Source organism: Ruegeria sp. CDSA193 (assembly GCF_059611885.1).
In genome coordinates, this window is sequence record NZ_JBXWPN010000003.1 from 100,015 (window position 1) to 121,721 (window position 21,707).

Annotated in this window: 17 protein-coding genes; 10 read left to right on the top strand and 7 right to left on the bottom strand. The window is 58.3% G+C overall.

Annotated elements, in window-relative coordinates; all coding sequences use genetic code 11:
- Window positions 1-556: 556 nt before the first annotated feature.
- The gene (locus tag AC2FLG_RS05990; RefSeq protein WP_142638886.1) at window positions 557-2,839 is read right to left on the bottom strand and encodes an adenosylcobalamin-dependent ribonucleoside-diphosphate reductase; all 2,283 of its coding nucleotides are present in this window, start codon (window positions 2,837-2,839) and stop codon (window positions 557-559) included.
- 128 nt (window positions 2,840-2,967) lie between these two features.
- Here AC2FLG_RS05990 and AC2FLG_RS05995 point away from each other — a divergent pair, with 128 nt between their 5' ends.
- Window positions 2,968-3,399, top strand: coding sequence for a DUF1489 family protein (locus AC2FLG_RS05995; RefSeq protein WP_496705435.1), 432 nt, complete (start codon window positions 2,968-2,970; stop codon window positions 3,397-3,399).
- Here the strand turns inward: AC2FLG_RS05995 and hisG are convergent, their stop codons facing one another.
- Genes hisG through hisS form a run of 3 tightly spaced genes read right to left on the bottom strand, consistent with a single transcriptional unit; the run spans window position 3,400 to window position 6,665 of the window.
- Entirely contained in the window at window positions 3,400-4,089 is a 690-nt protein-coding gene (gene hisG / locus AC2FLG_RS06000; RefSeq protein ID WP_496703847.1) for an ATP phosphoribosyltransferase, read from the bottom strand.
- Window positions 4,086-5,174 (bottom strand): ATP phosphoribosyltransferase regulatory subunit, encoded by a 1,089-nt coding sequence (locus tag AC2FLG_RS06005; protein ID WP_496705437.1) that lies wholly within the window; start codon window positions 5,172-5,174, stop codon window positions 4,086-4,088. The genes hisG and AC2FLG_RS06005 overlap by 4 nt, the downstream gene beginning before the upstream one ends.
- Before the next feature lie 3 nt (window positions 5,175-5,177).
- Window positions 5,178-6,665, bottom strand: coding sequence for a histidine--tRNA ligase (gene hisS / locus AC2FLG_RS06010; protein ID WP_496705439.1), 1,488 nt, complete (start codon window positions 6,663-6,665; stop codon window positions 5,178-5,180).
- Between the two features lie 128 nt (window positions 6,666-6,793).
- Here hisS and AC2FLG_RS06015 point away from each other — a divergent pair, with 128 nt between their 5' ends.
- A complete protein-coding gene (locus tag AC2FLG_RS06015; protein ID WP_142638896.1) occupies window positions 6,794-6,988 on the top strand; it encodes a SlyX family protein in 195 nt (64 codons plus the stop codon).
- A gap of 4 nt (window positions 6,989-6,992) precedes the next feature.
- On the opposite strand, the gene AC2FLG_RS06020 is transcribed toward AC2FLG_RS06015, so the two are convergent.
- The 3 genes from AC2FLG_RS06020 to dnaE form a co-directional block, all read right to left on the bottom strand.
- Window positions 6,993-7,346 (bottom strand): hypothetical protein, encoded by a 354-nt coding sequence (locus AC2FLG_RS06020; RefSeq protein WP_271952542.1) that lies wholly within the window; start codon window positions 7,344-7,346, stop codon window positions 6,993-6,995.
- A 20-nt stretch (window positions 7,347-7,366) separates the two neighbouring features.
- Complete coding sequence (locus AC2FLG_RS06025) at window positions 7,367-7,579, bottom strand: YMGG-like glycine zipper-containing protein (protein WP_271952544.1); 213 nt, start codon at window positions 7,577-7,579, stop codon at window positions 7,367-7,369.
- Between the two features lie 89 nt (window positions 7,580-7,668).
- Entirely contained in the window at window positions 7,669-11,169 is a 3,501-nt protein-coding gene (dnaE, locus tag AC2FLG_RS06030; RefSeq protein WP_496705441.1) for a DNA polymerase III subunit alpha, read from the bottom strand.
- 343 nt (window positions 11,170-11,512) lie between these two features.
- On the opposite strand from dnaE, the gene xdhA reads away from it, so the two are divergent.
- The 8 genes from xdhA to AC2FLG_RS06070 all read left to right on the top strand — a co-directional run bounded on the left by xdhA (window position 11,513) and on the right by AC2FLG_RS06070 (window position 21,697).
- A complete protein-coding gene (gene xdhA / locus AC2FLG_RS06035; RefSeq protein ID WP_496705443.1) occupies window positions 11,513-12,874 on the top strand; it encodes a xanthine dehydrogenase small subunit in 1,362 nt (453 codons plus the stop codon).
- Window positions 12,871-15,195, top strand: coding sequence for a xanthine dehydrogenase molybdopterin binding subunit (gene xdhB, locus AC2FLG_RS06040; protein WP_496679390.1), 2,325 nt, complete (start codon window positions 12,871-12,873; stop codon window positions 15,193-15,195). The genes xdhA and xdhB overlap by 4 nt, the downstream gene beginning before the upstream one ends.
- Window positions 15,195-16,130, top strand: coding sequence for a xanthine dehydrogenase accessory protein XdhC (gene xdhC, locus AC2FLG_RS06045; protein ID WP_496701144.1), 936 nt, complete (start codon window positions 15,195-15,197; stop codon window positions 16,128-16,130). The genes xdhB and xdhC overlap by 1 nt, the downstream gene beginning before the upstream one ends.
- Window positions 16,127-17,644, top strand: coding sequence for an ABC transporter ATP-binding protein (locus AC2FLG_RS06050; protein WP_496705445.1), 1,518 nt, complete (start codon window positions 16,127-16,129; stop codon window positions 17,642-17,644). The genes xdhC and AC2FLG_RS06050 overlap by 4 nt, the downstream gene beginning before the upstream one ends.
- A 35-nt stretch (window positions 17,645-17,679) precedes the next feature.
- On the top strand, window positions 17,680-18,762 hold the full coding sequence (locus AC2FLG_RS06055) for an ABC transporter permease (RefSeq protein ID WP_142638948.1): 1,083 nt from the start codon (window positions 17,680-17,682) through the stop codon (window positions 18,760-18,762).
- A 2-nt stretch (window positions 18,763-18,764) separates the two neighbouring features.
- Window positions 18,765-19,685, top strand: a complete 921-nt coding sequence (locus AC2FLG_RS06060; RefSeq protein WP_496705447.1) for an ABC transporter permease — start codon at window positions 18,765-18,767, stop codon at window positions 19,683-19,685.
- A 34-nt stretch (window positions 19,686-19,719) separates the two neighbouring features.
- Window positions 19,720-20,793 (top strand): BMP family ABC transporter substrate-binding protein, encoded by a 1,074-nt coding sequence (locus AC2FLG_RS06065; protein ID WP_281973637.1) that lies wholly within the window; start codon window positions 19,720-19,722, stop codon window positions 20,791-20,793.
- A gap of 145 nt (window positions 20,794-20,938) precedes the next feature.
- Window positions 20,939-21,697 carry a nuclear transport factor 2 family protein gene (locus AC2FLG_RS06070; protein ID WP_496705449.1) on the top strand — a complete coding sequence of 253 codons (759 nt, stop codon included), beginning with the start codon at window positions 20,939-20,941 and terminating at the stop codon, window positions 21,695-21,697.
- The last annotated feature ends 10 nt before the right edge of the window (window positions 21,698-21,707 follow it).

Genomic DNA, 21,707 nt, shown 5'->3' on the forward strand with positions numbered 1-21,707 from the left:
CAGGGGCAGAGAAACGCTCCAATCCAAAATTCGCCTTATTTGTAGCGATGATTTGTACCGATAGGCCCAAGAGTAAAAAACTGAAAAGAATTTTGAATCATGTACAATTGCTTACAGGTAGAATGTCACAGCCAAGCTCGTGCACAGTGAACATCGTTCCAACGAATACGTGTTAGATGCAATTCTTTGTGTGACATATACAGGTGAGTTCTCAGATCTTTTTTAAGAGACAGAACGAGGTGTCATCACACTCAGGGATGCCCATTCAGGACACGTCACTTTCATTCGAGCGAGATGCAGCATTGAGTCAATGTGGGCGCCCTACGGTCATTTGCTTCTTTTGCGATGAATGTCCGATATGGCCCGCTTCACTAAATTCAGCAGTCAGAACGGATATCATGACCGAACGCTGATTGGGCTTTCTTCACTCCCAGAAAGGTATTTGCCACCGCCCGATAGAGGCGATGGCAAACTTTTAGTGGTCAGAATTGCAATTTAAGCTGGTCAAATTGCAAACTGTTGTTGGTTTTCACAACAACAAACCCACTACTTCAGATCACCCGCATTTAGAGTGACCGCAGCTACGGCAGGTCATGCATCCTTCGATCATCACCATGTCGAACTGACCGCAGGACGGGCAGGCTTTGCCGCGGGGGCCGTCGAGGTTGACCACTTGCGCCTGAGGGTCGGATTTCAGCCCCATCCCTTCGCCCTCAAGGAAGCCTATATTGATCAGGTGCTGCTCGATCACTCCGCCAATCGCGGCCAGGATCGAGGGGATGTATTTGCCTTTCACCCAGGCCCCGCCACGCGGGTCGAACACCGCCTTGAGTTCCTCGACCACAAAGGACACATCACCGCCCCGACGGAACACGGCCGAGATCATGCGGGTCAGCGCAAGCGTCCATGCATAATGCTCCATGTTCTTGGAGTTGATGAATACCTCGAACGGACGACGGCGGCCGCCAATGACAATGTCATTTATGGTCAGGTAAATCGCATGCTCGCTGTCGGGCCATTTCAACTTATATGTTGACCCCTCTAGCGATTGTGGGCGGTCCAGCGGTTCGGACATATAGATGACATCGCCGCCATCAACCTCGTGCGGCGCATCCGCACTTTCTCCAGGAGCTTTGTCGGCACTCTCTGATACGGTCAGAACCGACCCCGTCACATCGTTGGGGCGATAGGTCGTGCACCCTTTGCAGCCCTGATCCCAGGCCTGCATGTAGACATCTTTGAAAGCGTCAAAGCTGATATCCTCGGGGCAGTTGATCGTCTTGGAAATCGAGCTGTCGATCCATTTCTGTGCCGCCGCCTGCATCTTGACATGATCAGACGGAGGCAGCGTCTGCGCGTTGACGAAATAGTCGGGCAGGTCCTTATCACCAAACTTGTCGCGCCACATCTGAACAGCGTAATCCACGACTTCTTCTTCGGTGCGTGAGCCATCTTTTTGCAGGACCTTGCGCGTATACGCATAGGCAAAGACCGGCTCGATCCCCGAAGAGACGTTGCCCGCGTACAGGGAAATCGTCCCCGTCGGGGCAATCGACGTCAGCAGCGCGTTGCGGATGCCGTGTTCGCGGATCGCATCGCGTACGTCGTCATCCATCTGCAGCATTGTGCCGCTGGCCAGGTACTTCTCGGCTTCGAACAAGGGAAACGCCCCCTTTTCCTTTGCCAAATCGACCGACGCCAGATACGCGGCGCGGGCGATTGCGTGCAACCAGCGCTCGGTCTGACGCGCCGCCTCGTCAGAGCCATAGCGTAGACCCAGCATCAACAGTGCATCGGCCAGCCCGGTGACACCCAAACCAATGCGGCGTTTATCTTGCGCCTCGGCCTCTTGTTCGGCCAGCGGGAATTTCGAGGCGTCGACCACATTGTCCATCATGCGAACGGCGGTGGCGACCAGCTCTTGCAGCGCGGCCTCATCGAGATGTGCGGCATCCTCGAACGGTCCGGCCACCAGACGCGCCAGGTTGATCGAGCCCAACAGACAGGCGCCATACGGCGGCAGGGGCTGTTCACCGCAGGGGTTCGTCGCCGCGATGGTCTCGACATAGCTGAGGTTGTTGGCCGCATTGATCCGATCGATGAAGATCACACCTGGCTCGGCATAGTCGTAAGTGGCCTGCATGATCTTGTTCCAAAGATCGCGGGCCTGGATGGTGTGATAGACCTTGCCATCAAACACCAGTTCCCACGGGCCATCGGCCTTGACTGCCTCCATGAACGGATCTGTCACCAGAACCGACATGTTGAACATGCGCAGACGTGCCGGGTCGGATTTGGCGGTGATGAACTGTTCGATATCGGGATGATCGCAGCGCATGGTCGCCATCATCGCCCCGCGGCGCGACCCCGCAGACATGATCGTCCGGCACATCGCGTCCCACACATCCATAAAGCTCAGCGGCCCCGAGGCGTCCGCCGCCACCCCGTGTACATCCGCCCCACGCGGACGAATGGTTGAGAAATCATAGCCGATCCCCCCACCCTGCTGCATGGTCAGGGCGGCCTCTTTCAACATATCGAAAATACCGCCCATGCTGTCTGGTATGGTTCCCATGACAAAACAGTTGAACAGGGTCACCCGGCGCGCAGTGCCCGCACCGGCAGTGATGCGTCCGGCGGGCAGATATTTGAAATCCTCCAACGCCTCAAAGAACTTGTCTTCCCAATGAGCAGGGTCCTGTTCCACGCGGGCCAGATCGCGAGCGATACGGCGCCAGCTGTCTTCAACCGTTTGGTCTATGGGCGTTCCATCCGCCTGTTTAAAGCGGTATTTCATGTCCCAGATCTGCTCGGCGATGGGGGCGGCAAAGCGGCTCATTGGTGATTCCCTGTCTTGAAAGAGGTATCCAGATTAGCCCAATTCGCACCTTCACCACAACACCTTGATGAAGCGGTGCAGAAGGCTACAATATAAAGGTAGCCTTGGGACGACTCTGTGGGAAAGCTGTGGATAAGTACGTAAACCTCATAAAACTGTCCGTCGGATCAGAAAGCGTCGACACGCTGATCGCATGGCAGGAGAGTCGCATGCCTCTTTACGAGGACGGATTGCCGCGCCACGTGACACGCATGTGGCCCAAACGCGAGGCAGAGATTCTGATTGGCGGATCAATCTATTGGGTGATCAAAGGCGTTGTGCAATGCCGTCAGCGCATCCTACGAATGGACGAAGTGATCGGGGATGACGGCATTCGCCGCTGCGCCATTATTCTGGATCCTGAGGTTCATCGCACCCAGAACGCCCTGAAACGCCCCTTTCAGGGGTGGCGTTATCTCAAACCCGAGGACACCCCCGCCGATCTGCCAAAAACCCGCGCGCAGGACGATGCCCTGCCCGATGATCTGAACCGCGCGCTGGCGGATATCGGCGTGCTGTAATCAGGCCAGACGGTCGAGCACCTCAGTCAGAACATCTTTGTCTTCGTCCGTATACTTGGCCACCCGGCTGCGCCATAGGGTTGCCTGCGATTGCAGGATCAGCCCGTCTGTCAGGATTTTCAGGTGGTTGGCGCGCAGGGTTTCCCCCGTTGATGTGATATCGGCAATCGCTTCGGCGGTTTCATTCACTACCGTGCCTTCGGTCGCCCCCTGGCTGTCGACCAGCGTATAATCGGCCACGCCCGCATCTGTCAGAAATTCACGCACCAACCGGTGGTATTTGGTGGCAATCCGCAGGCGGTGGCCGTGGGTCTTGCGAAAAGCCGCCGCCGCCGCGTCAAGGTCATCAAGCGTGTCCACGTCGACCCAGCAGGCTGGCGTAGCGATGATCAGATCGGCCTTGCCAAACCCAAGCGGAGATACTTCTTCGACCTGCTGTTCCCAGCGCGGCAGTTTTTCATGCACCAGATCAATTCCGGTGACGCCCAGATGAATGCGACCAGCAGCCAATTCACGCGGAATTTCCCCCGCCGATAACAGGATCAGCGAGACACCCTCGATCCCTTCCACCTTACCGGCATATTCGCGGTCCGACCCACTGCGAGACAGGGTGATGCCGCGCTTTTCGAACCAAGAGAACGTCTTTTCCATCAACCGGCCTTTTGAAGGCACGCCCAGTTTCAGGCTCATTGCGCGTCCTCCTTAATCTCCAGCATCAGATCCGGGCGGATCACGCCGCCAACGGCCGGAATTTCTGCCCCTTTGCCCAAGTGGCGGGTCAACGCGTCATAGCGGCCCCCGGTGGCAATGGGTGGCAGGTCCGGTCGGCCCTCGGCGTAGAAACCAAAGACAAACCCGTCATAGTATTCCATTGAGGTCCGGCCATAAGCCGCCTCGAAATCCAGCCGATCCACATCAACACCGCGCGCTTGCAAGGCCGCGATCCGCGCCTCAAGCCGGTCCAGTGCCGGGGTGATCTGCGGCAAGTCCACCGCCACATCGCGCAGCTGTTCAAGCGCAAAGGGCATGGTTTCGCGGACGTTCAGCAGGGTTTCCAACCCGGCCAGTTCGTTGTCGGAAATCGGGGGCGTATCGCGATCCTCGCGCAGGGCTTCGATCCGGGCCTTGATCTCGGATGCGCGGCGCTTGCCGATCATCGGCGCGTCGGTTGCCAACGGGTCGGCGGCCTCAAGCAAGGTCTTGCGCCCCTCGGGCCCTGGTTTGCGCCCTGCGAAACGGTCCAGCAAGACGCGAAAACGGCGGGGCCGCCACAGATGGCGCATCAGGGCCGCCTTGCGCCGGTCGGAAGTCCTCAGCCCCTGGACAGCAGCGGTCAGAATACCGATATCCCCGGTTGCCGCCCGCAGGGGCAACCCACGCAGTTGCAACGCAAACAGCGAAAACACTTCGGCATCGGCACTGGCCGGATCGGTGCGATCAAACACCTCATACCCGACCTGGATATATTCATTCGCGCGATCAGGATCGTGTTCCTGCCGTCGAAACACCTCACCCGAATAGGTATAGCGCGCCGGTTCGGCACCGTCGGACATGTGCATCTGCACCACCGGCAGCGTGAAATCCGGGCGCAGCATTTGTTCACCATGCAGCGCATCCGAGGTCACGTAAGCACGGGCGCGAATGTCTTCCCCATAGAGGTCCAGCAACGTTTCAGCCGGTTGCAACAGAGGCGGATCAACAACCCGGGCACCTGCGGTCTCGAAACGCACGCGCATCATCGCGGCGCGCGCCTGTATCTGAGTACGGTTGGCCATGGCTCAGTCCTGACTGTCCAGAATTTCGCGCACCTTGGCGACCAGATCACCGCGCGGCACCTCGAACTGGCTGGGGCGTTCTTTCCATTCCTCAAGCGTGGCGCTTTCGGCGATCTTGGCACCGAGGATCAGGTCCTTGATCTGCAGGATCCCGTTCGCCTTTTCGTCGCCGCCTTCGATCACCGCAATGGGTGAGTTCCGTTTGTCCGCATATTTCAGCTGATTGCCAAAGTTCTTGGGGTTGCCCAGATACACCTCGGCCCGGATGCCCGCATTGCGCAACTCGGCCACCATGGCCTGATAATCCGCCATGCGGTCGCGATCCATGACGGTGACAACCACCGGCCCCTTGTCCTGTGCGCTGATCCGCCCCTTTTCGCGCAGGGCGGCCAGCAGACGGTCAACCCCGATCGAGACGCCGGTCGCGGGCACTTCCTGCCCGGTGAATCGCTTGACCAGATCGTCATAGCGCCCGCCGCCTGCGACAGAGCCGAACTGCCGCTTGCGGCCTTTCTCGTCAAAGATATCAAAGGTCAACTCGGCCTCATAGACCGGACCGGTGTAATAGCCCAACCCACGCACGACCGATGGGTCAATCTCGATCCGATCCGCGCCATAGCCGCCGGCTTCCAGCAAGGTCCCGATCTGTTCCAGTTCGCCAATGCCATCCGCACCGATTTGGCTGTCACCCACGGCGGCACGCAGATTGGCCAGCGTTCCTGCGGTATCTGCAGCTTTGGAGGTCAGGAAGGCGATGACCGGTTCTGCCTGATCATCGCTTAGACCCACGCCGTCGATGAAGGCACCTGACGCGTCCAGACGACCCTTGGTCAGCAATTCGCGCACGCCTGCTTCGCCCACCTTATCGAACTTGTCGATGGTGCGCAGCACGCTGTCACGGGCGGCGGCGTCTTCGCCCAGACCCATCGCCTCGAGCACGCCGTTCAGTACCTTGCGATTATTCACCCGCACCAGATAGTCACCGCGCGGGATGCCCACGGTTTCCAGCGTATCCGACAACATGGCGCAAATCTCGGCATCCGCCGCCATTGATGCGGTACCCACCGTATCCGCATCACATTGATAAAACTGACGATACCGCCCCGGGCCTGGCTTTTCGTTGCGCCAGACCGGACCCATCGCATAGCGGCGATACGGTGTCGGCAGATCGTTGCGGTGCTGCGCATAGACGCGGGCCAATGGCGCGGTCAGGTCATAGCGCAGGGCCATCCAATCGCCCTTGTCGTTCTCATCGAATTCCTGCCAGGCAAAGACGCCTTCGTTCGGACGATCTACGTCAGGCAGGAACTTGCCCAGCGCTTCGACCGTTTCGACCGCGCTGCTCTCCAAAGCATCAAAGCCATAGCGATGATAGACACCCGCGATAGTCCGCAGCATCTCGGTGCGCTGCGTAACTTCCTCGCCAAAATAGTCGCGAAACCCCTTCGGCGTTACGGCCTTAGGGCGGGGCTGTTTCTTGGGCTTGGCCATTTGGGGCGTCCTTGGGCGTTAAGTGTTCCGCGCGCGGTCTATCCCATGGCCCGTTTCGGGGCAAGGCGCGCTTTCGCTGGCCTTGCACAGCCGGTGCCGTTATGACCGGCCCGAGACAGGAGTTTCCAATGCAACATCTGGAAGAGCAGATCGCCCATCTGACCCGCACGGTCGAAGATCTGAACACAATCGTCACGCGCCAGCAGGATGAGATCGACAACTTGACCCGCCGGGTTGAGGTGCTGATGCGCCGCGAAGGTGAACGGGCACAAGAAGGATCAGGCGGCATCATCCTAGGAGACGAACGCCCGCCGCATTACTGAGCGATTACAAGCCGAGCGTCGTTTTCACCGCATTGTCGACAACCCCGCCCAACAGGGCATGCTGGTCCTCGGCGCAGCCCTCTCTCAATGCGGCTATGAATGTCTCGCGCAGTTTCGCTTTGTCCTCGTCCGTGCTTGCGTGATCATTGATATCAATCTGGCGGTTATAGATCGACAGCGCTGTCATCTTCTCGACAACCGCAAAGATATAGGCCTCATCACCGTCCGCCTCTTCAACCACCGTTGCACATGTATGATACATGACGGGCAATGCGTCCTGAACCATTTGTTCAGCAGTTTCATCGGCGATGGCCATGCCCGGAACGATCATGCACAGGCTTGCGAGAGCGGTTTTCATTTGGGTCACACGCATCGCAATCATTTCCAGTTATGCCCAATAAAGGCCCCGGCCACGCCGCCGATTGCCGCGCCCTTGCCATCACCAATCAAAGCACCGACGCCCGCCCCGATCAACGCGCCTTCGATGGTGTTCTTTTTCTTCTTGTTGTCCGCCACGCTTGCCGAGGCTGTGACCAAGGCCATCGACGCGGCCAATATCAATGTTCGAAAACCGAAATGTGGGATCGTCATATGGTTGCCCTCCTGTGGCATCACCAGAAAATCTCTTTCAGTCCTCAGCCTACCCGGCGGGCGAATGTCAGGCAACTTTTCCGGGGCGGTCAGATTTCCTCGACCGACATCACACCGTCCAGCGACTTGATCGCCCCTTTGATCTGCGGGTTGATCGGGAATTCCTGGCCAAGGTCCATCTCGACATCTCCCGGCAGGCCAGGATCAAGCAGGCACAGATGGATAGGCCCTTTCGCAGCCCCCTTGGCTGCGCCAGCGGCATCTTCCAGAACTTTGGCAACTGTGGGCAGAACCTGCGGCTGATCAACAAAAATGCGCAGCCCGGTCGCCCCTGCCTCGGCCACGACCGCATCTACCGGCCCGACGGACCGGCCTAGAAGTTTGAGTTGATCGGCCTCCATCGTTGCTTCGGCGGTCAGCACCACCTGTGCACCGGTTTCCAGAAACTCACGGGATTTCTCCAGCGTTTCGGAAAACAGTGTGACCTCATAGGCACCTGTAGGGTCAGAAAGTTGGGCAAAGGCAAACCGGTTTCCGCGCGCAGATTTCCGTTCCTGCCGCCCAGCCACTACACCGGCCATCTTGGCGATCAGCGGACCCGAGCGTGCCTTTTCCATCACCTCATCCAGTGTCAGTACCTGCTTGCGTTTTAGGGCAGGCATATAATCATCCAGCGGGTGGCCGGACAGGTAAAATCCGATGGCCTTGAACTCTTCGCTCAAACGCTCGGCAGGCAACCAGTCCGGCGTCGGCGAAAGGCGTGGCTCGGGCAGGTCGTCGCCCGCCTCGCCGAACAGCGATACCTGGTTCGAGTTCTTCTGATCGTGGATCGCAGCTGAATATTGCACCAGTGGATCAAGGCTTTCGAAGACGCGGCGGCGGTTCTTGTCGAGTTCATCAAACGCGCCAGCACGCGCTAGCATTTCCAAGGGCCGCTTGCCGACCTTCTTCAGATCAACGCGGCGGGCAAAGTCGAAGAGGTTGACGAACGGTTTGCCTGCACGTCCTTCTACTACCAAATTCATCGCCTCAACGCCGACGTTTTTCAACGCGCCCAGCGCGTAAACCAGATGCTGATCCACCACGTCAAACGTGGATTGCGAGCGGTTCACGCAGGGCGGTATGTAAGGCAGTTCCAACCCTTTGCGGACTTCCTCGAAGTAAACCGCCAGCTTGTCAGTCAGATGGATATCGCAGTTCATGACGCCGGCCATGAACTCGACCGGGTGGTTCGCCTTCAACCAGCCGGTCTGATAGCTGACCACGGCATAGGCGGCAGCGTGGGATTTGTTGAAGCCATAGTTGGCGAATTTATCCAACAGGTTCCAGACCTCGGTCGCCTTAGCCTCGTCCACGTCATTCTCAGCAGCGCCTTTGAGGAACTTAGGCCGCTCGGCATCCATCGCCTCCTGAATTTTCTTACCCATCGCGCGGCGCAACAAATCCGCTCCGCCAAGGCTATAGCCCGCCATTTCCTGAGCAATCTGCATAACCTGTTCCTGGTAGACGATAATGCCTTGGGTTTCGTCCAGGATATGGTCGATGGAAGGATGCAGCGTGTCCCGTTCGCTCAGCTTGTTCTTGACCTCGCAGAACTTGGGGATGTTCTCCATCGGGCCCGGACGGTATAGCGCGACGAGGGCGATGATATCCTCGATACAATCCGGTTTCATCCGCTTGAGCGCATCCATCATGCCCGAGGATTCCACTTGGAACACCGCTACGGTCTTGGCCGCTGAGTAGAGTTTGTAAGTCGCTTCATCATCCAGCGGGATGGCGTTAATCTGGTTCGCGGCCCCTTCGGCGGCTTCGTACAGCTCGGTGCCATCAGCAGCGATGTGCAGGTCGCGCCCGGATTTGAAGATCAGATCCATCGCATTCTGGATCACGGTCAGGGTTTTCAGGCCCAGAAAGTCGAATTTAACCAGACCGGCCTGTTCTACCCATTTCATGTTGAATTGGGTCGCAGGCATGTCGGAACGCGGATCCTGATACAGCGGCACCAGCGCATCCAGCGGACGGTCGCCAATCACCACACCAGCCGCGTGGGTCGACGCGTTTCGCAACAGCCCCTCGACCTGCTGGCCATAAGTCAGCAGACGGTCCACAACCTCCTCGTTACGCGCCTCTTCACGCAGACGCGGTTCGTCTTTAAGCGCCTTTTCAATCGAGACGGGTTTCACCCCTTCGACCGGGATCATCTTGGACAGACGGTCCACCTGCCCATATGGCATCTGCAAAACCCGCCCGATGTCACGCACGGCGGCCTTCGACAGCAGCGCGCCAAAAGTTATGATCTGCCCAACCTTGTCGCGCCCATATTTCTGCTGCACGTAGCGGATCACCTCTTCGCGGCGGTCCATGCAGAAGTCGATATCGAAGTCAGGCATCGATACCCGTTCGGGGTTCAGGAAGCGTTCGAACAGCAGCGAATAACGCAACGGATCAAGGTCGGTGATCGTCAGCGCATAGGCCACCAGCGACCCCGCGCCCGAGCCCCGCCCCGGCCCAACCGGGATGTCCTGATCCTTTGACCATTGGATGAAATCGGCAACGATCAGGAAATAACCGGGAAACCCCATGCCCTCGATGATGTCCAGTTCGAAATCCAGCCGCTTCTGATACTCTTCAGGGGTTACCGCATGCGGGATCACGGCCAGACGTTTCTGCAGACCTTCATTGGCGATGCGGCGCAGCTCGGCCACCTCGTCATCAGCGAATTTCGGCAGGATCGGATCGCGGCGATAGGCCATGAACGCACAACGCCTTGCGATCTCGACCGTGTTTTCGATTGCTTCGGGCAGATCGGCGAACAGGGTCGCCATTTCCTGCTGCGACTTGAAATAATGCTGTGCGGTCAGACGGCGGCGGCCATCCTGCTGATCGACATAAGCGCCCTCGGCAATACAGATCAGCGCATCATGCGCTTCGTACATGTCCGTGGTTGGGAAGTAGACATCGTTGGTAGCCACCAGCGGAAGGTTCTTGGCATAGGCCATTTCAACATGGCCGCGCTCGGTCAGACGTTCGGCCTCGGGCTGACCACCCTCGCCTGGATGACGCTGTAATTCGACATACAGACGATCCGGGAACATGGTTGCAAGGCGATCCACCAAGACCTCGGCCGCTGGGCGCTGCCCTTGCTGCAACAAGCGACCCACCGGTCCGTCGGGGCCGCCAGACAGGCAGATCAGACCATCCGAGCGCCCTGCCAGTTCATCCAATGCCACCTGCGGCAACTGCCCGCCCTTGTCCACATACAGGCAAGAGCTGAGCTTCATTAGGTTTTCATACCCGGCCTCTGACTGCGCCAGCAGCACCAGCGGCGCGGGGGCTTTCGCTTTCTCGCCCGGTTGCGCCGGCAGATAGGTCAGATCGACCTGGCACCCCATGATCGGCTGAACGCCCGCTCCGCTCGCGGTGACCGAAAACTCCAACGCAGAGAACATGCTGTTGGTGTCCGTGACGGCGACGGCGGGCATCTCAAGCTTTTCACACAGACCAGGCAGCTTTTTCAGCCGCACGGCGCCTTCCAGCAGGGAATATTCGGTGTGAACGCGGAGGTGGATGAATCGTGGAGTGCTGCTCATGCCGCCCACGCTATCGCAGCCGGTAGTGGTACAAAAGCCTGAACCGTAGGTTCGGATTGCCAAAAAAACATGCGTTGATTGTTCGGGAAATCCATAAGGTGCTTCGGACTCTGAGGATGAAACATGCTACAAAACCTTTTAGTTTCAAGGTGATGAACATCGAAACCACATGAAACACAAGGATCGGACCAATGAAATGATACATCAGAAGCGCGGTTTTTCTTGCCAGATTGGCTGCGCTGTTTCTAACATCTAGTGGCAAGCTATCCGCCCGCACTCTTTCTACGTCGCATCGAAGGAGAGCATTCAGAGGCGCAATTCGGTAACGCGACGGGTTTCACGAATGGATATCACGTTTCTTCTGAACGGAGAGACAGTGGAGTTGGCGAATGTCGATCCGACAGTCACCTTGTTGGATTGGCTGCGCGAGGATCGCTCTCTGACCGGCACCAAAGAGGGCTGCAACGAAGGTGATTGCGGTGCCTGCACTGTCATGGTGACGGATCAGGGAGGAGCCAAAGCTCTAAACTCCTGCATTCTGTTCCTGCCTCAGCTCCACGGCAAAGCGGTGCGCACCGTCGAAGGCGCCAGCAGCCCGGACGGGAAGGCCCACCCGGTTCAGCAGGCAATGGTTGATCTGCACGGGTCGCAATGTGGCTTTTGCACCCCCGGCTTTGTAATGTCGATGGTGGCCGGGCATGCGAATGGTGCAACCGATCACGACACACAGCTGGCCGGGAACCTGTGCCGCTGTACGGGCTATGTGCCGATTATCCGTGCCGCCAAAGCCGCCGAAAAGCACCCTGTTCCCGTCTGGGTCAAGGACAAGCCTGACGCAGCACCCGCCTCGTCTCCTATGCTGCCGCGGTCCTCGGACGAGCTTGCCGCCATTTATGCCGAACACCCAGAGGCCACCCTGGTCGCTGGCGCGACCGATGTAGGCCTTTGGGTCACCAAACAGTTGCGCGACCTGAAAACAGTAATCTTCATGAACGGTTGCGATGATCTGAAACAGATCACGGTTACAGACGATGAAATTCACCTTGGTGCCATGGTCGATATGAACCGCATGGGCGAAGCGCTGGGGGATCTGCACCCCTCTTATGCTGAAATGATCCGCCGCTATGCCAGCGTACAGGTGCGGCACGCCGCAACCGTCGGCGGTAATATTGCCAATGGGTCACCAATCGGTGACAACCCACCTGCACTGATTGCCCTCGGCGCCAGCCTGCACCTGCGCAAAGGTGACACAAGGCGAACGCTGCCCTTGGAAGAGTTCTTCATCGACTATGGAAAACAGGATCGCGTACCCGGAGAATTCGTCGAAGCCGTAAGCTTCCCGCGCCAGGCGGATCGGTTGAAATGCTACAAGCTCAGCAAGCGGTTTGATCAGGATATTTCGGCCGTTTGTGGGTGTTTCAACATTACCGTTGCAGAAGGTACCGTCACTCAGGCGCGCATCGCATTTGGCGGCATGGCGGGCGTTCCGAAACGCGCCACTCAAGTCGAAGCTTCGTTGACCGGCAAGCCATGGACAGCTGCTACCGTTCAATCCGCTCTGACGATGTTTGCCGAGGATTACGCGCCAATGTCAGATATGCGCGCCTCGGCTCATTACCGCCTTGAGACGGCGAAAGCGATGCTGGAACGTTATTTCCTTGAAGATCAGGGCCAGGTAACCAATGTGCTGGAGGTGTCGGCATGAGCGTGACAAAACCACTGCCTCATGACGCCGCGCCGCTACATGTGTCCGGTTCGGCCCGCTATGTGGACGATATCCCAACACCAAAAGGCACGTTGCATCTGGCCTTTGGTCTCAGTCCCATCGCCAAGGGCACAATCGCCGCGATTGACCTGTCTGCAGTCAAAGCTGCCGACGGTGTCGTCATGGTGATGACCGCCGAAGACCTGCCCTTTGCGAATGATGTCTCACCGTCCATTCACGATGAACCTTTGTTGTCGGACGGCTCTGTCCACTATATCGGGCAGCCCGTATTTTTGGTTGTCGCCACCAGCCATCTGGCCGCGCGCAAAGCTGCACGACTGGGCAAGATCGACTATACTGAAGAAACACCAATTCTGACGATTGAAGAGGCGCTGGCCGCCGACAGTCGGTTCGAGGACGGCCCGCGCATCTACACCAAAGGTGATGCAGACGCCGCCATCGCAGGCGCGGCGCATGTGATCGAAGGCAGTTTTGAGCTTGGCGGGCAAGAGCATTTCTATCTGGAAGGTCAGGCTGCACTAGCGGTGCCGAATGAGGGTGCTGATATGCTGGTCCACAGTTCAACCCAGCACCCGACTGAGATTCAGCACAAAGTGGCAGAGGCTCTGGGCGTTCCCATGCATGCTGTGCGCGTTGAAACCCGGCGCATGGGCGGCGGGTTCGGGGGCAAGGAAAGCCAGGGCAACGCTCTGGCTGTTTCCTGCGCAGTGGCTGCGCGGGCAACCGGCACAGCCTGCAAGATGCGCTATGACCGCGATGACGACATGATCATCACCGGTAAGCGGCATGCCTTTCGCATTGGCTATAGGGCCGGGTTCGATCAGGATGGGCATATTCAGGGGGTATCCTTTCTGCACCATGCCATATGCGGATGGGCACAAGACCTGTCGCTGCCCGTCGCGGACCGGGCGATGCTGCATTCCGACAATGCGTATCTGCTGCCCAATGCGCGGATCGAAAGTCACCGGCTGAAAACCAACACCCAATCTGCCACCGCCTATCGGGGGTTTGGAGGCCCTCAGGGTATGGTTGGAATCGAACGCGTCATGGACCACGCCGCGCATGAGCTGGGTCTGGACCCGGTCGAACTGCGCCGCAGGAACTATTACGCTGCCCCGGCGGGTACCGATGACCATGCCCCTGATCGCAATGGCGGCGATACGCCAAACACCACCCCTTATGGCATGGAAGTCGAAGATTTCGAACTTCACGGCATGACCGAAGCCTTGTTGAATTCCAGCGACTATGCCGCGCGCAAGGCAGCAATTCAGAAATGGAATGCCGAGAACAGCGTGATCAAAAAGGGCATCGCCTTCTCTCCGGTCAAGTTCGGCATTTCCTTCACTCTGACCCATCTGAATCAGGCCGGCGCGCTGGTGCATGTGTACCAGGACGGGTCCGTGCACCTGAACCATGGCGGTACCGAGATGGGCCAGGGCCTGTTTCAAAAAGTGGCCCAGGTTGCCGCCTCACGCTTTGGTATTCCGCTAGAGATGGTGAAGATCACCGCCACAGACACGGCCAAAGTGCCGAACACCTCGGCAACGGCGGCATCCTCGGGAAGCGATCTCAACGGCATGGCGGTGAAAGCCGCCTGTGACACAATCCGCGACCGGATGGCAGAGTATCTGGCCGAGCGACATCAGGCCGACCCGTCGGCTGTCACCTTCGGGGATGGTCATGTATCGGTTGGTGAGGAACGCTATACCTTTGCCGAAGCGGCTGCGCTGACCTATCAGGGCCGCATCAGCCTTTCGGCCACCGGCTTCTATAAGACACCCAAGATCGAATGGGACCGGATCAAAGGCCAAGGTCGTCCGTTTTTCTACTTCGCCTATGGCGCCTCGATCACCGAAGTTGCCGTGGACACACTAACCGGTGAGAACCGCATCTTGCGCACGGATATCCTGCATGACGCGGGCGCGTCGCTGAACCCTGCGCTGGATATCGGTCAGGTCGAAGGTGGCTATGTGCAGGGCGCGGGTTGGTTGACGACCGAAGAACTCGTCTGGGATGGCACAGGCAATCTGCGCACCCATGCGCCATCGACCTACAAGATCCCGGCTTGTTCCGACCGCCCCGACATCTTCAACGTTGCGCTTTGGGAGGCTGAAAACCGTGAGGACACGATCTATCGCTCGAAAGCAGTAGGCGAACCTCCATTCATGCTTGGGATATCCGCCTGGCTGGCACTGTCGAATGCGGTGGCGGCCTGCGGAAACAGCTACCCCGCATTGGATGCCCCCGCCACGGCAGAAGAAGTCTGGCATGGTGTCCAAAGGATGAAGGGGGACGACTGATGGGATTTGACCTTGAGACTTTGAGGGAGGCGGTCAAAACCCATGGGCGCGTGATCCGGGTAGTCATCGCCGGGATCAAGGGCTCGTCCCCACGTGAGGTTGGTGCCGCAATGCTGGTCTGGCAGGACGGGCAATCCGGCACGATCGGCGGCGGCACACTTGAGTTTCAGGCAGCCGAAGCGGCGCGGATACAAACCGCCCAATCGCGCCTGACCCATCACGCGCTTGGCCCCGACATGGGCCAGTGCTGCGGTGGCGCTGTTTCCTTGCTAAGCGAGGTCTATGACCGCAACAACATCAACGATCTGGACGACAGCATCATCGCGCGACCAACATCGGGCCAGGACATGCCACTGTCGGTCAAACGCCTGTTGACCGAAGCCCGCGGACAGGGGATTGCACCAGAGGCACAGCTGATCGAAGGCTGGATGGTCGAGCCGGTCCACAAACCCGCGCGTGCACTGTGGGTCTGGGGCGCGGGTCACGTCGGTCGCGCCTTGGTGGATGTCCTGTCACCGCTGCCCGATCTCGCAATCACCTGGGTCGATACAGGATCCAAGCGGTTTCCGGAAACCGTACCGAACGGAGTCACCGCCGTCCCTGCCGCGAAACCAGCGGAACTGGTTCGGCATGCGCCGCGTGATGCTGAACATCTGGTGCTGACTTATTCACACAATCTGGACTTGGAATTGTGCAACCGTCTGCTTTCGCACGATTTCCGCTTTGCGGGGCTGATCGGCTCGGCTACGAAATGGGCGCGGTTCCGGTCTCGGCTGGCGGCGCTGGGGCACTCGCCCGATCGGATCAGCCGGATCACCTGCCCGATTGGCGACCCGGGCCTGGGCAAGCACCCGCAGATGATTGCCGTGGGCGTCGCAGCACAACTGCTGCGCCCGATCGGGCAAAACAATTTGAAGAAGGATCTGAGCGCGTGACCACTCCACTGCTAAGTTTGCAAGGACTGACCAAAGCCTATCCCGGCGTCGTGGCCAATGATCAGGTGTCCTTTGACATCGGTGAGGGCGAAGTTCATGCCCTGTTGGGCGAAAACGGCGCGGGAAAATCCACGCTGGTCAAAATGATTTATGGCTTGGTGAAGCCAGACAGCGGCACCATGCTGTTGCGTGGCCAACCCTTTGCTCCGCCCGAGCCGCGCGCCGCGCGTGCTGACGGAATCGCGATGGTATTTCAGCATTTTTCGCTGTTCGACGCGCTGAACGTGGCCGAGAACATCGCATTGGGGATGGAGAACCCGCCGCCAATGGGCGACCTGGCCTCGCGCATTCGGGAAGTTTCGGAAACCTACGGCCTACCGCTGGACCCCTTTCGTACAGTCGGCGACCTGTCTGCGGGGGAACGCCAACGGGTTGAGATCATTCGCTGCCTTCTGCAGGATCCAAAGCTTTTGATCATGGACGAACCAACCAGTGTTCTGACTCCGCAAGAAGTCGATATCCTTTTCGAAACGCTGAATAAATTGCGGTCTGAAGGCACATCGATCCTGTATATCTCGCACAAGCTTGAAGAAATCCGCACCCTATGCGACCACGCTACGATCCTGCGTCTGGGCAAGAATGTGGGCGAATGCGTTCCGTCTGAAACCTCGGCCCGGGAGATGGCCGAGTTGATGGTCGGTTCAACCCTGCAAACACCTGAGCGCGGAGGCCGCGAGTTCGGCGAGGTCGCGCTGGATGTCAGCGGGCTTTCCGTGCCCTCGCCGTCTGAATTCGGCACCGCGCTGAAGAATGTCCACATGACAGTTCGCAAGGGCGAAGTGCTGGGAATTGGCGGTGTTGCCGGCAACGGACAGGACGAACTGCTGGGTGTCCTGTCTGGCGAAATCCAGACAGCTGCCGATGCGATCAAATTCGATGGCCAGCCGATTGGCAAACTGGGCCCAACCGCACGGCGCAAGCTGGGCGTACTGACCGCCCCCGAAGAGCGGTTGGGACATGCAGCCGCCCCAGACATGAGCCTGACCGAAAACGCCCTGCTGACCGGATCGGTCCGCGAAGGGTTGGAAAGAAACGGGTTCTTGAAATGGGCAGAAACCAAAAGCTTTGCTGAAAAGATCATCAGCACCTTTGATGTGCGCACGCCGGGGCCCGAGAATGCGGCCCGGTCATTGTCAGGCGGCAACCTACAGAAATTCGTGATCGGGCGCGAGGTATTGCAGAACCCCGATGTGCTGGTCGTGAACCAACCCACATGGGGGGTGGACGCCGCTGCCGCTGCGTCGATCCGGCAGGCCATTCTGGACCTTGCCGCCAAGGGCACGGCGGTGGTCTGCATCAGCCAGGATCTGGACGAATTGATGGAAATCTCGGACAGCTTTGCCGCCCTGAACGAAGGCAGGCTCAGCGCGCCACGCACAACCACGGGTCTGACCGTGGATGAGATCGGCCTGATGATGGGTGGTGCACATGGCATGGAGGTAGCCCATGTCTGATGCAAAACAAAATATGACGACGGGGGTGTGAGCAGATGATTGTATTGGAGAAACGGCCACAGCCGTCCAAGGCGTGGTCTTATGCGACCCCGCTTGTGGCGGTACTGGCGACGATGCTGTTTGGCGGCATATTGTTTGCCGTCCTGGGTAAAAACCCGGTTCAGGCCATCGGCACCATTTTCTGGGAGCCTCTGTTCGGTGAATTCGCCTTTTATTACCGCCCGCAGCTGTTGGTGAAGGGCGCGCCGTTGGTGCTGATTGCGATTGGCCTGTCGTTAGGCTTCCGCGCCGGTATCTGGAACATCGGCGCCGAGGGTCAGTATATCATGGGCGCCATCTTTGGTGCGGGGGCCGGGCTGGCCTTTTACCCGCTGGATGCCTGGTATGTCTTTCCGATCATGGTGATGGCAGGTGCGCTTGGCGGTTGGCTCTGGGCCTCTATTCCGGCCTTTCTGAAGGTGCGCTTTGGCACCAATGAAATTCTGGTCTCGCTGATGCTGGTCTATGTGGCTGAACAGATGATGGCCTCGGTCTCGCTGGGACTGCTGAAAAACCCCGAAGGGTTCGGTTTTCCGGGTTCACGCAATCTGCAATCCTATGAGAGTGCGCATAATGCCGAGCTGATCGCAGGTTCGGGGATGCATTGGGGCGTTGTGACCGCACTGATAGCCGTGATCTTTTCCTATATCCTGCTGAACCGGCACATGCTGGGCTTTCACATCCGCCTGACGGGTGAGGCCCCGCGCGCAGCCAAATTCGCCGGGGTAAACCCAGCACGACTGATCCTGTTCTGTCTTGGCCTGTCAGGCGCACTGGCCGGGCTGGCGGGGATGTTCGAAGTCTCGGGCCCCTCGGGTGTTGTCAGCATCGACTTTAACGTCGGCTATGGCTTTACCGCGATCATCGTGGCCTTTCTGGGTCGACTGCATCCGGTGGGCATCCTGCTAGCCGGTGGTCTAATGGCGTTGACCTATATCGGTGGTGAAATTGCGCAGTCCCAAATGGGTCTTCCTGCCGCGGCCATTCAAGTATTCCAGGGGATGCTGCTGTTCTTCCTGCTGGCCTTCGACCTTTTGACCAACTACCGCATCCGTGCGGCCCGTAGCGAGGTGGCGTAATCATGGACCTTGGTGAGATTAATCCCGTACTTCTGGTCGCGTCACTTATGGTGGCTGCAACCCCCCTGCTTCTGGCCGCGATCGGTGAATTGGTCGTCGAAAAAGCAGGAGTTCTGAACCTTGGCGTAGAGGGCATGATGATCGTTGGCGCGATCAGCGGCTTTGCGATCTCGGTCGAGACTGGGTCGCCCTGGCTGGGCTTTGCCGCCGCCGCCATAGGCGGTGCAGTACTGTCCCTGCTGTTTGTGCTGCTGACGCAGGTGGCGCTGGCCAATCAGGTTGCCAGCGGCCTGGCGCTGACTCTGTTTGGTTTAGGGTTCAGCGCCCTGCTCGGTCAAAGCTATGTGGGTGTCAAACCCCCCAGCATGGGCGATATCCATATCCCGGTGATCAGCGATATTCCGGTGATCGGCCCGATCCTGTTTCAGCATGACCCGATCCTTTATGTCGGCATCGCTTTGACAGCGGCCGTCTGGGCTACGCTTAAATACACTCGCGTCGGACTGATCCTGCGCGCGGTAGGTGAAAACCACGATGCGGCGCATGCGCTTGGCTATAAGGTGATCAAGATCCGCATCATGGCGATCCTGTTCGGCGGTGCCTGTGCCGGGCTGGGTGGGGCCTATATCAGCTTGATCCGGGTGCCACAGTGGACCGAGGGCATGACAGCCGGTGTCGGCTGGATCGCCCTGGCCTTGGTCGTCTTCGCCAGTTGGAAGCCATGGCGCGCCCTGCTGGGTGCCTATTTGTTCGGCGGTATCACCGTGTTGCAGCTGAATTTGCAGGCAGCGGGCGTTGCCATCCCGGTCGAGTATCTGGCAATGTCGCCCTACATCATCACGATCCTTGTGCTTGTGATCCTTTCCGCCGACAAAAGCAGCGCACCTGCCTCACTCGGCCGGATATTCCATGCCTCGCATTAGACGGGGACAACTGAACCAACTTGGGGAGTAACACATGAAAATTACTACATTTCTGGCAAGCGCCGCCATGGCGCTGGGTTTGGCAACTACTGCCATAGCCGAAGACAAAACCAAGGTCGGCTTTGTATTTGTCGGCCCGGTGGGCGACGGCGGCTGGACCTATGAACATAACAAGGGCCGTCTGGCGGTTGAGGAAGAGTTCGGCGACAAAGTCGAAACCGTGTTTGTTGAATCCGTGCCCGAAGGCCCGGATGCAGAGCGGGTGATGACCCAGATGGCGCTGGAAGGTGCAGACCTGATCTTTACCACCTCGTTCGGATACATGGATCCGACCATCAACGTGGCCAAGAAATTCCCGAACGTGAAGTTCGAACACGCGACCGGCTATAAAACAGCCGACAACGTTTCGGTTTATTCGGCACGTTTCTATGAAGGTCGTGCGGTACAGGGCCATATCGCGGGCAAGATGACCAAGTCGAACATTGTTGGCTATATCGGGTCCTATCCGATCCCCGAAGTGGTCCGCGGAATCAACTCGGCCTATATCCACGCCAAGAAGGTCAACCCGGATGTCGAGTTCAAGATCATCTGGGCCTACACTTGGTTCGATCCGGCGAAAGAAGCAGATGCCGCCACTGTTCTGATCGAACAGGGCGCGGACGTGATCCTGCAGCACACCGACTCGACCGCACCGCAAGCAGCTGCGCAAGAGGCGGGCAACGTCATCACTTTCGGCCAGGCCTCGGACATGAGCGAATACGCTCCGTACCCGCGCGTCTCGTCGATCATCGATGACTGGGCGCCCTACTATATTGCACGGACCCAGGCCGTCATGGATGGCACATGGGAAAGCGCCAATACATGGGATGGCATCCGCGAAGGCATGGTAGCAATCGGCGAAATCTCGGACGCGGTTCCCGCTGACGTCAAAGAAGAGGCACTGGCGCTGAAAGCGGCCATGGCCGCGGGTGAATACCACCCCTTCACCGGACCGCTGAAAAAGCAGGACGGTAGTGACTGGCTGGCCGAAGGCGAGACCGCAGACGACGGTACACTGGCCGGCATGAACTTCTATGTAGAAGGCTTGGAAGGTGAGATTCCGCAGTAAGGCGGCACAGGATAACGCAGAAAGGCCCGCCATGTGCGGGCCTTTTTTGATTTTGCCACCTGTTTTATGCCACTCTTGATCTTCGATAGCCCGAAACCAGCGCCAAGCACATTGATCCGCGGCTCTACCGATCAACGAGGACCAGATGAATTCAAAACGCGAATTGCTGCAGAAACTGTTGAAAGGTATCGAAACCGGGGATGCCGAGGCCGCAACCGTCGTCAACGAAGAAAAATACATCCAGCACAATCCCCAGACCCATGAAGGCAGCGAGGGGCTGGCCACGTTGTTTGCCCGCCTGTCGAAAACAAATCCCAAGGTTAAATTTGTTCGCGTTTTTGAAGATGGCGAATTCGCTTTTGCCCATAACGAATATGATTTTGCCGAAGTTAAGGCCGCGTTCGAGGTCTTTCGGTTTGAAGACAGCAAAGCTGTTGAGCACTGGGATAACATTCAGCCCCTGCGCGGCCCAAACGCTTCGGGACGCGGCATGCTTGATGGGCCAACTGAAATCACGGATATTGACAGAACCGAACAGAACCGGGAATTGGTCGACAACTTCTCGCAAACGGTCCTGATAGACCGGAAAACCGAGCGGATGAAGGCGTTTGTTGATGCGAACCTGATACAACACGATCCCGATGGTGTTGACGGCATCGACGCCTATCGCATGGTGCTTGAAGCTAGATCAGACGCGGAGTTGATCGTTCAGTATCACCGCGTCCATCGTGTGCTGGCAGAAGGGAATTTCGTCCTGTGCATGAGCGAAGGTGCCAGTCACGGAAAACATACCAGCTTTTATGATCTGTTTCGGGTCGCAGACGGAGTGATCGTCGAGCAGTGGGGCACTATGGAAACCATAGCGCCCCGTAGCGAGTGGAAGAATGACAACGGCAAATTCTGATCTAAGTAAG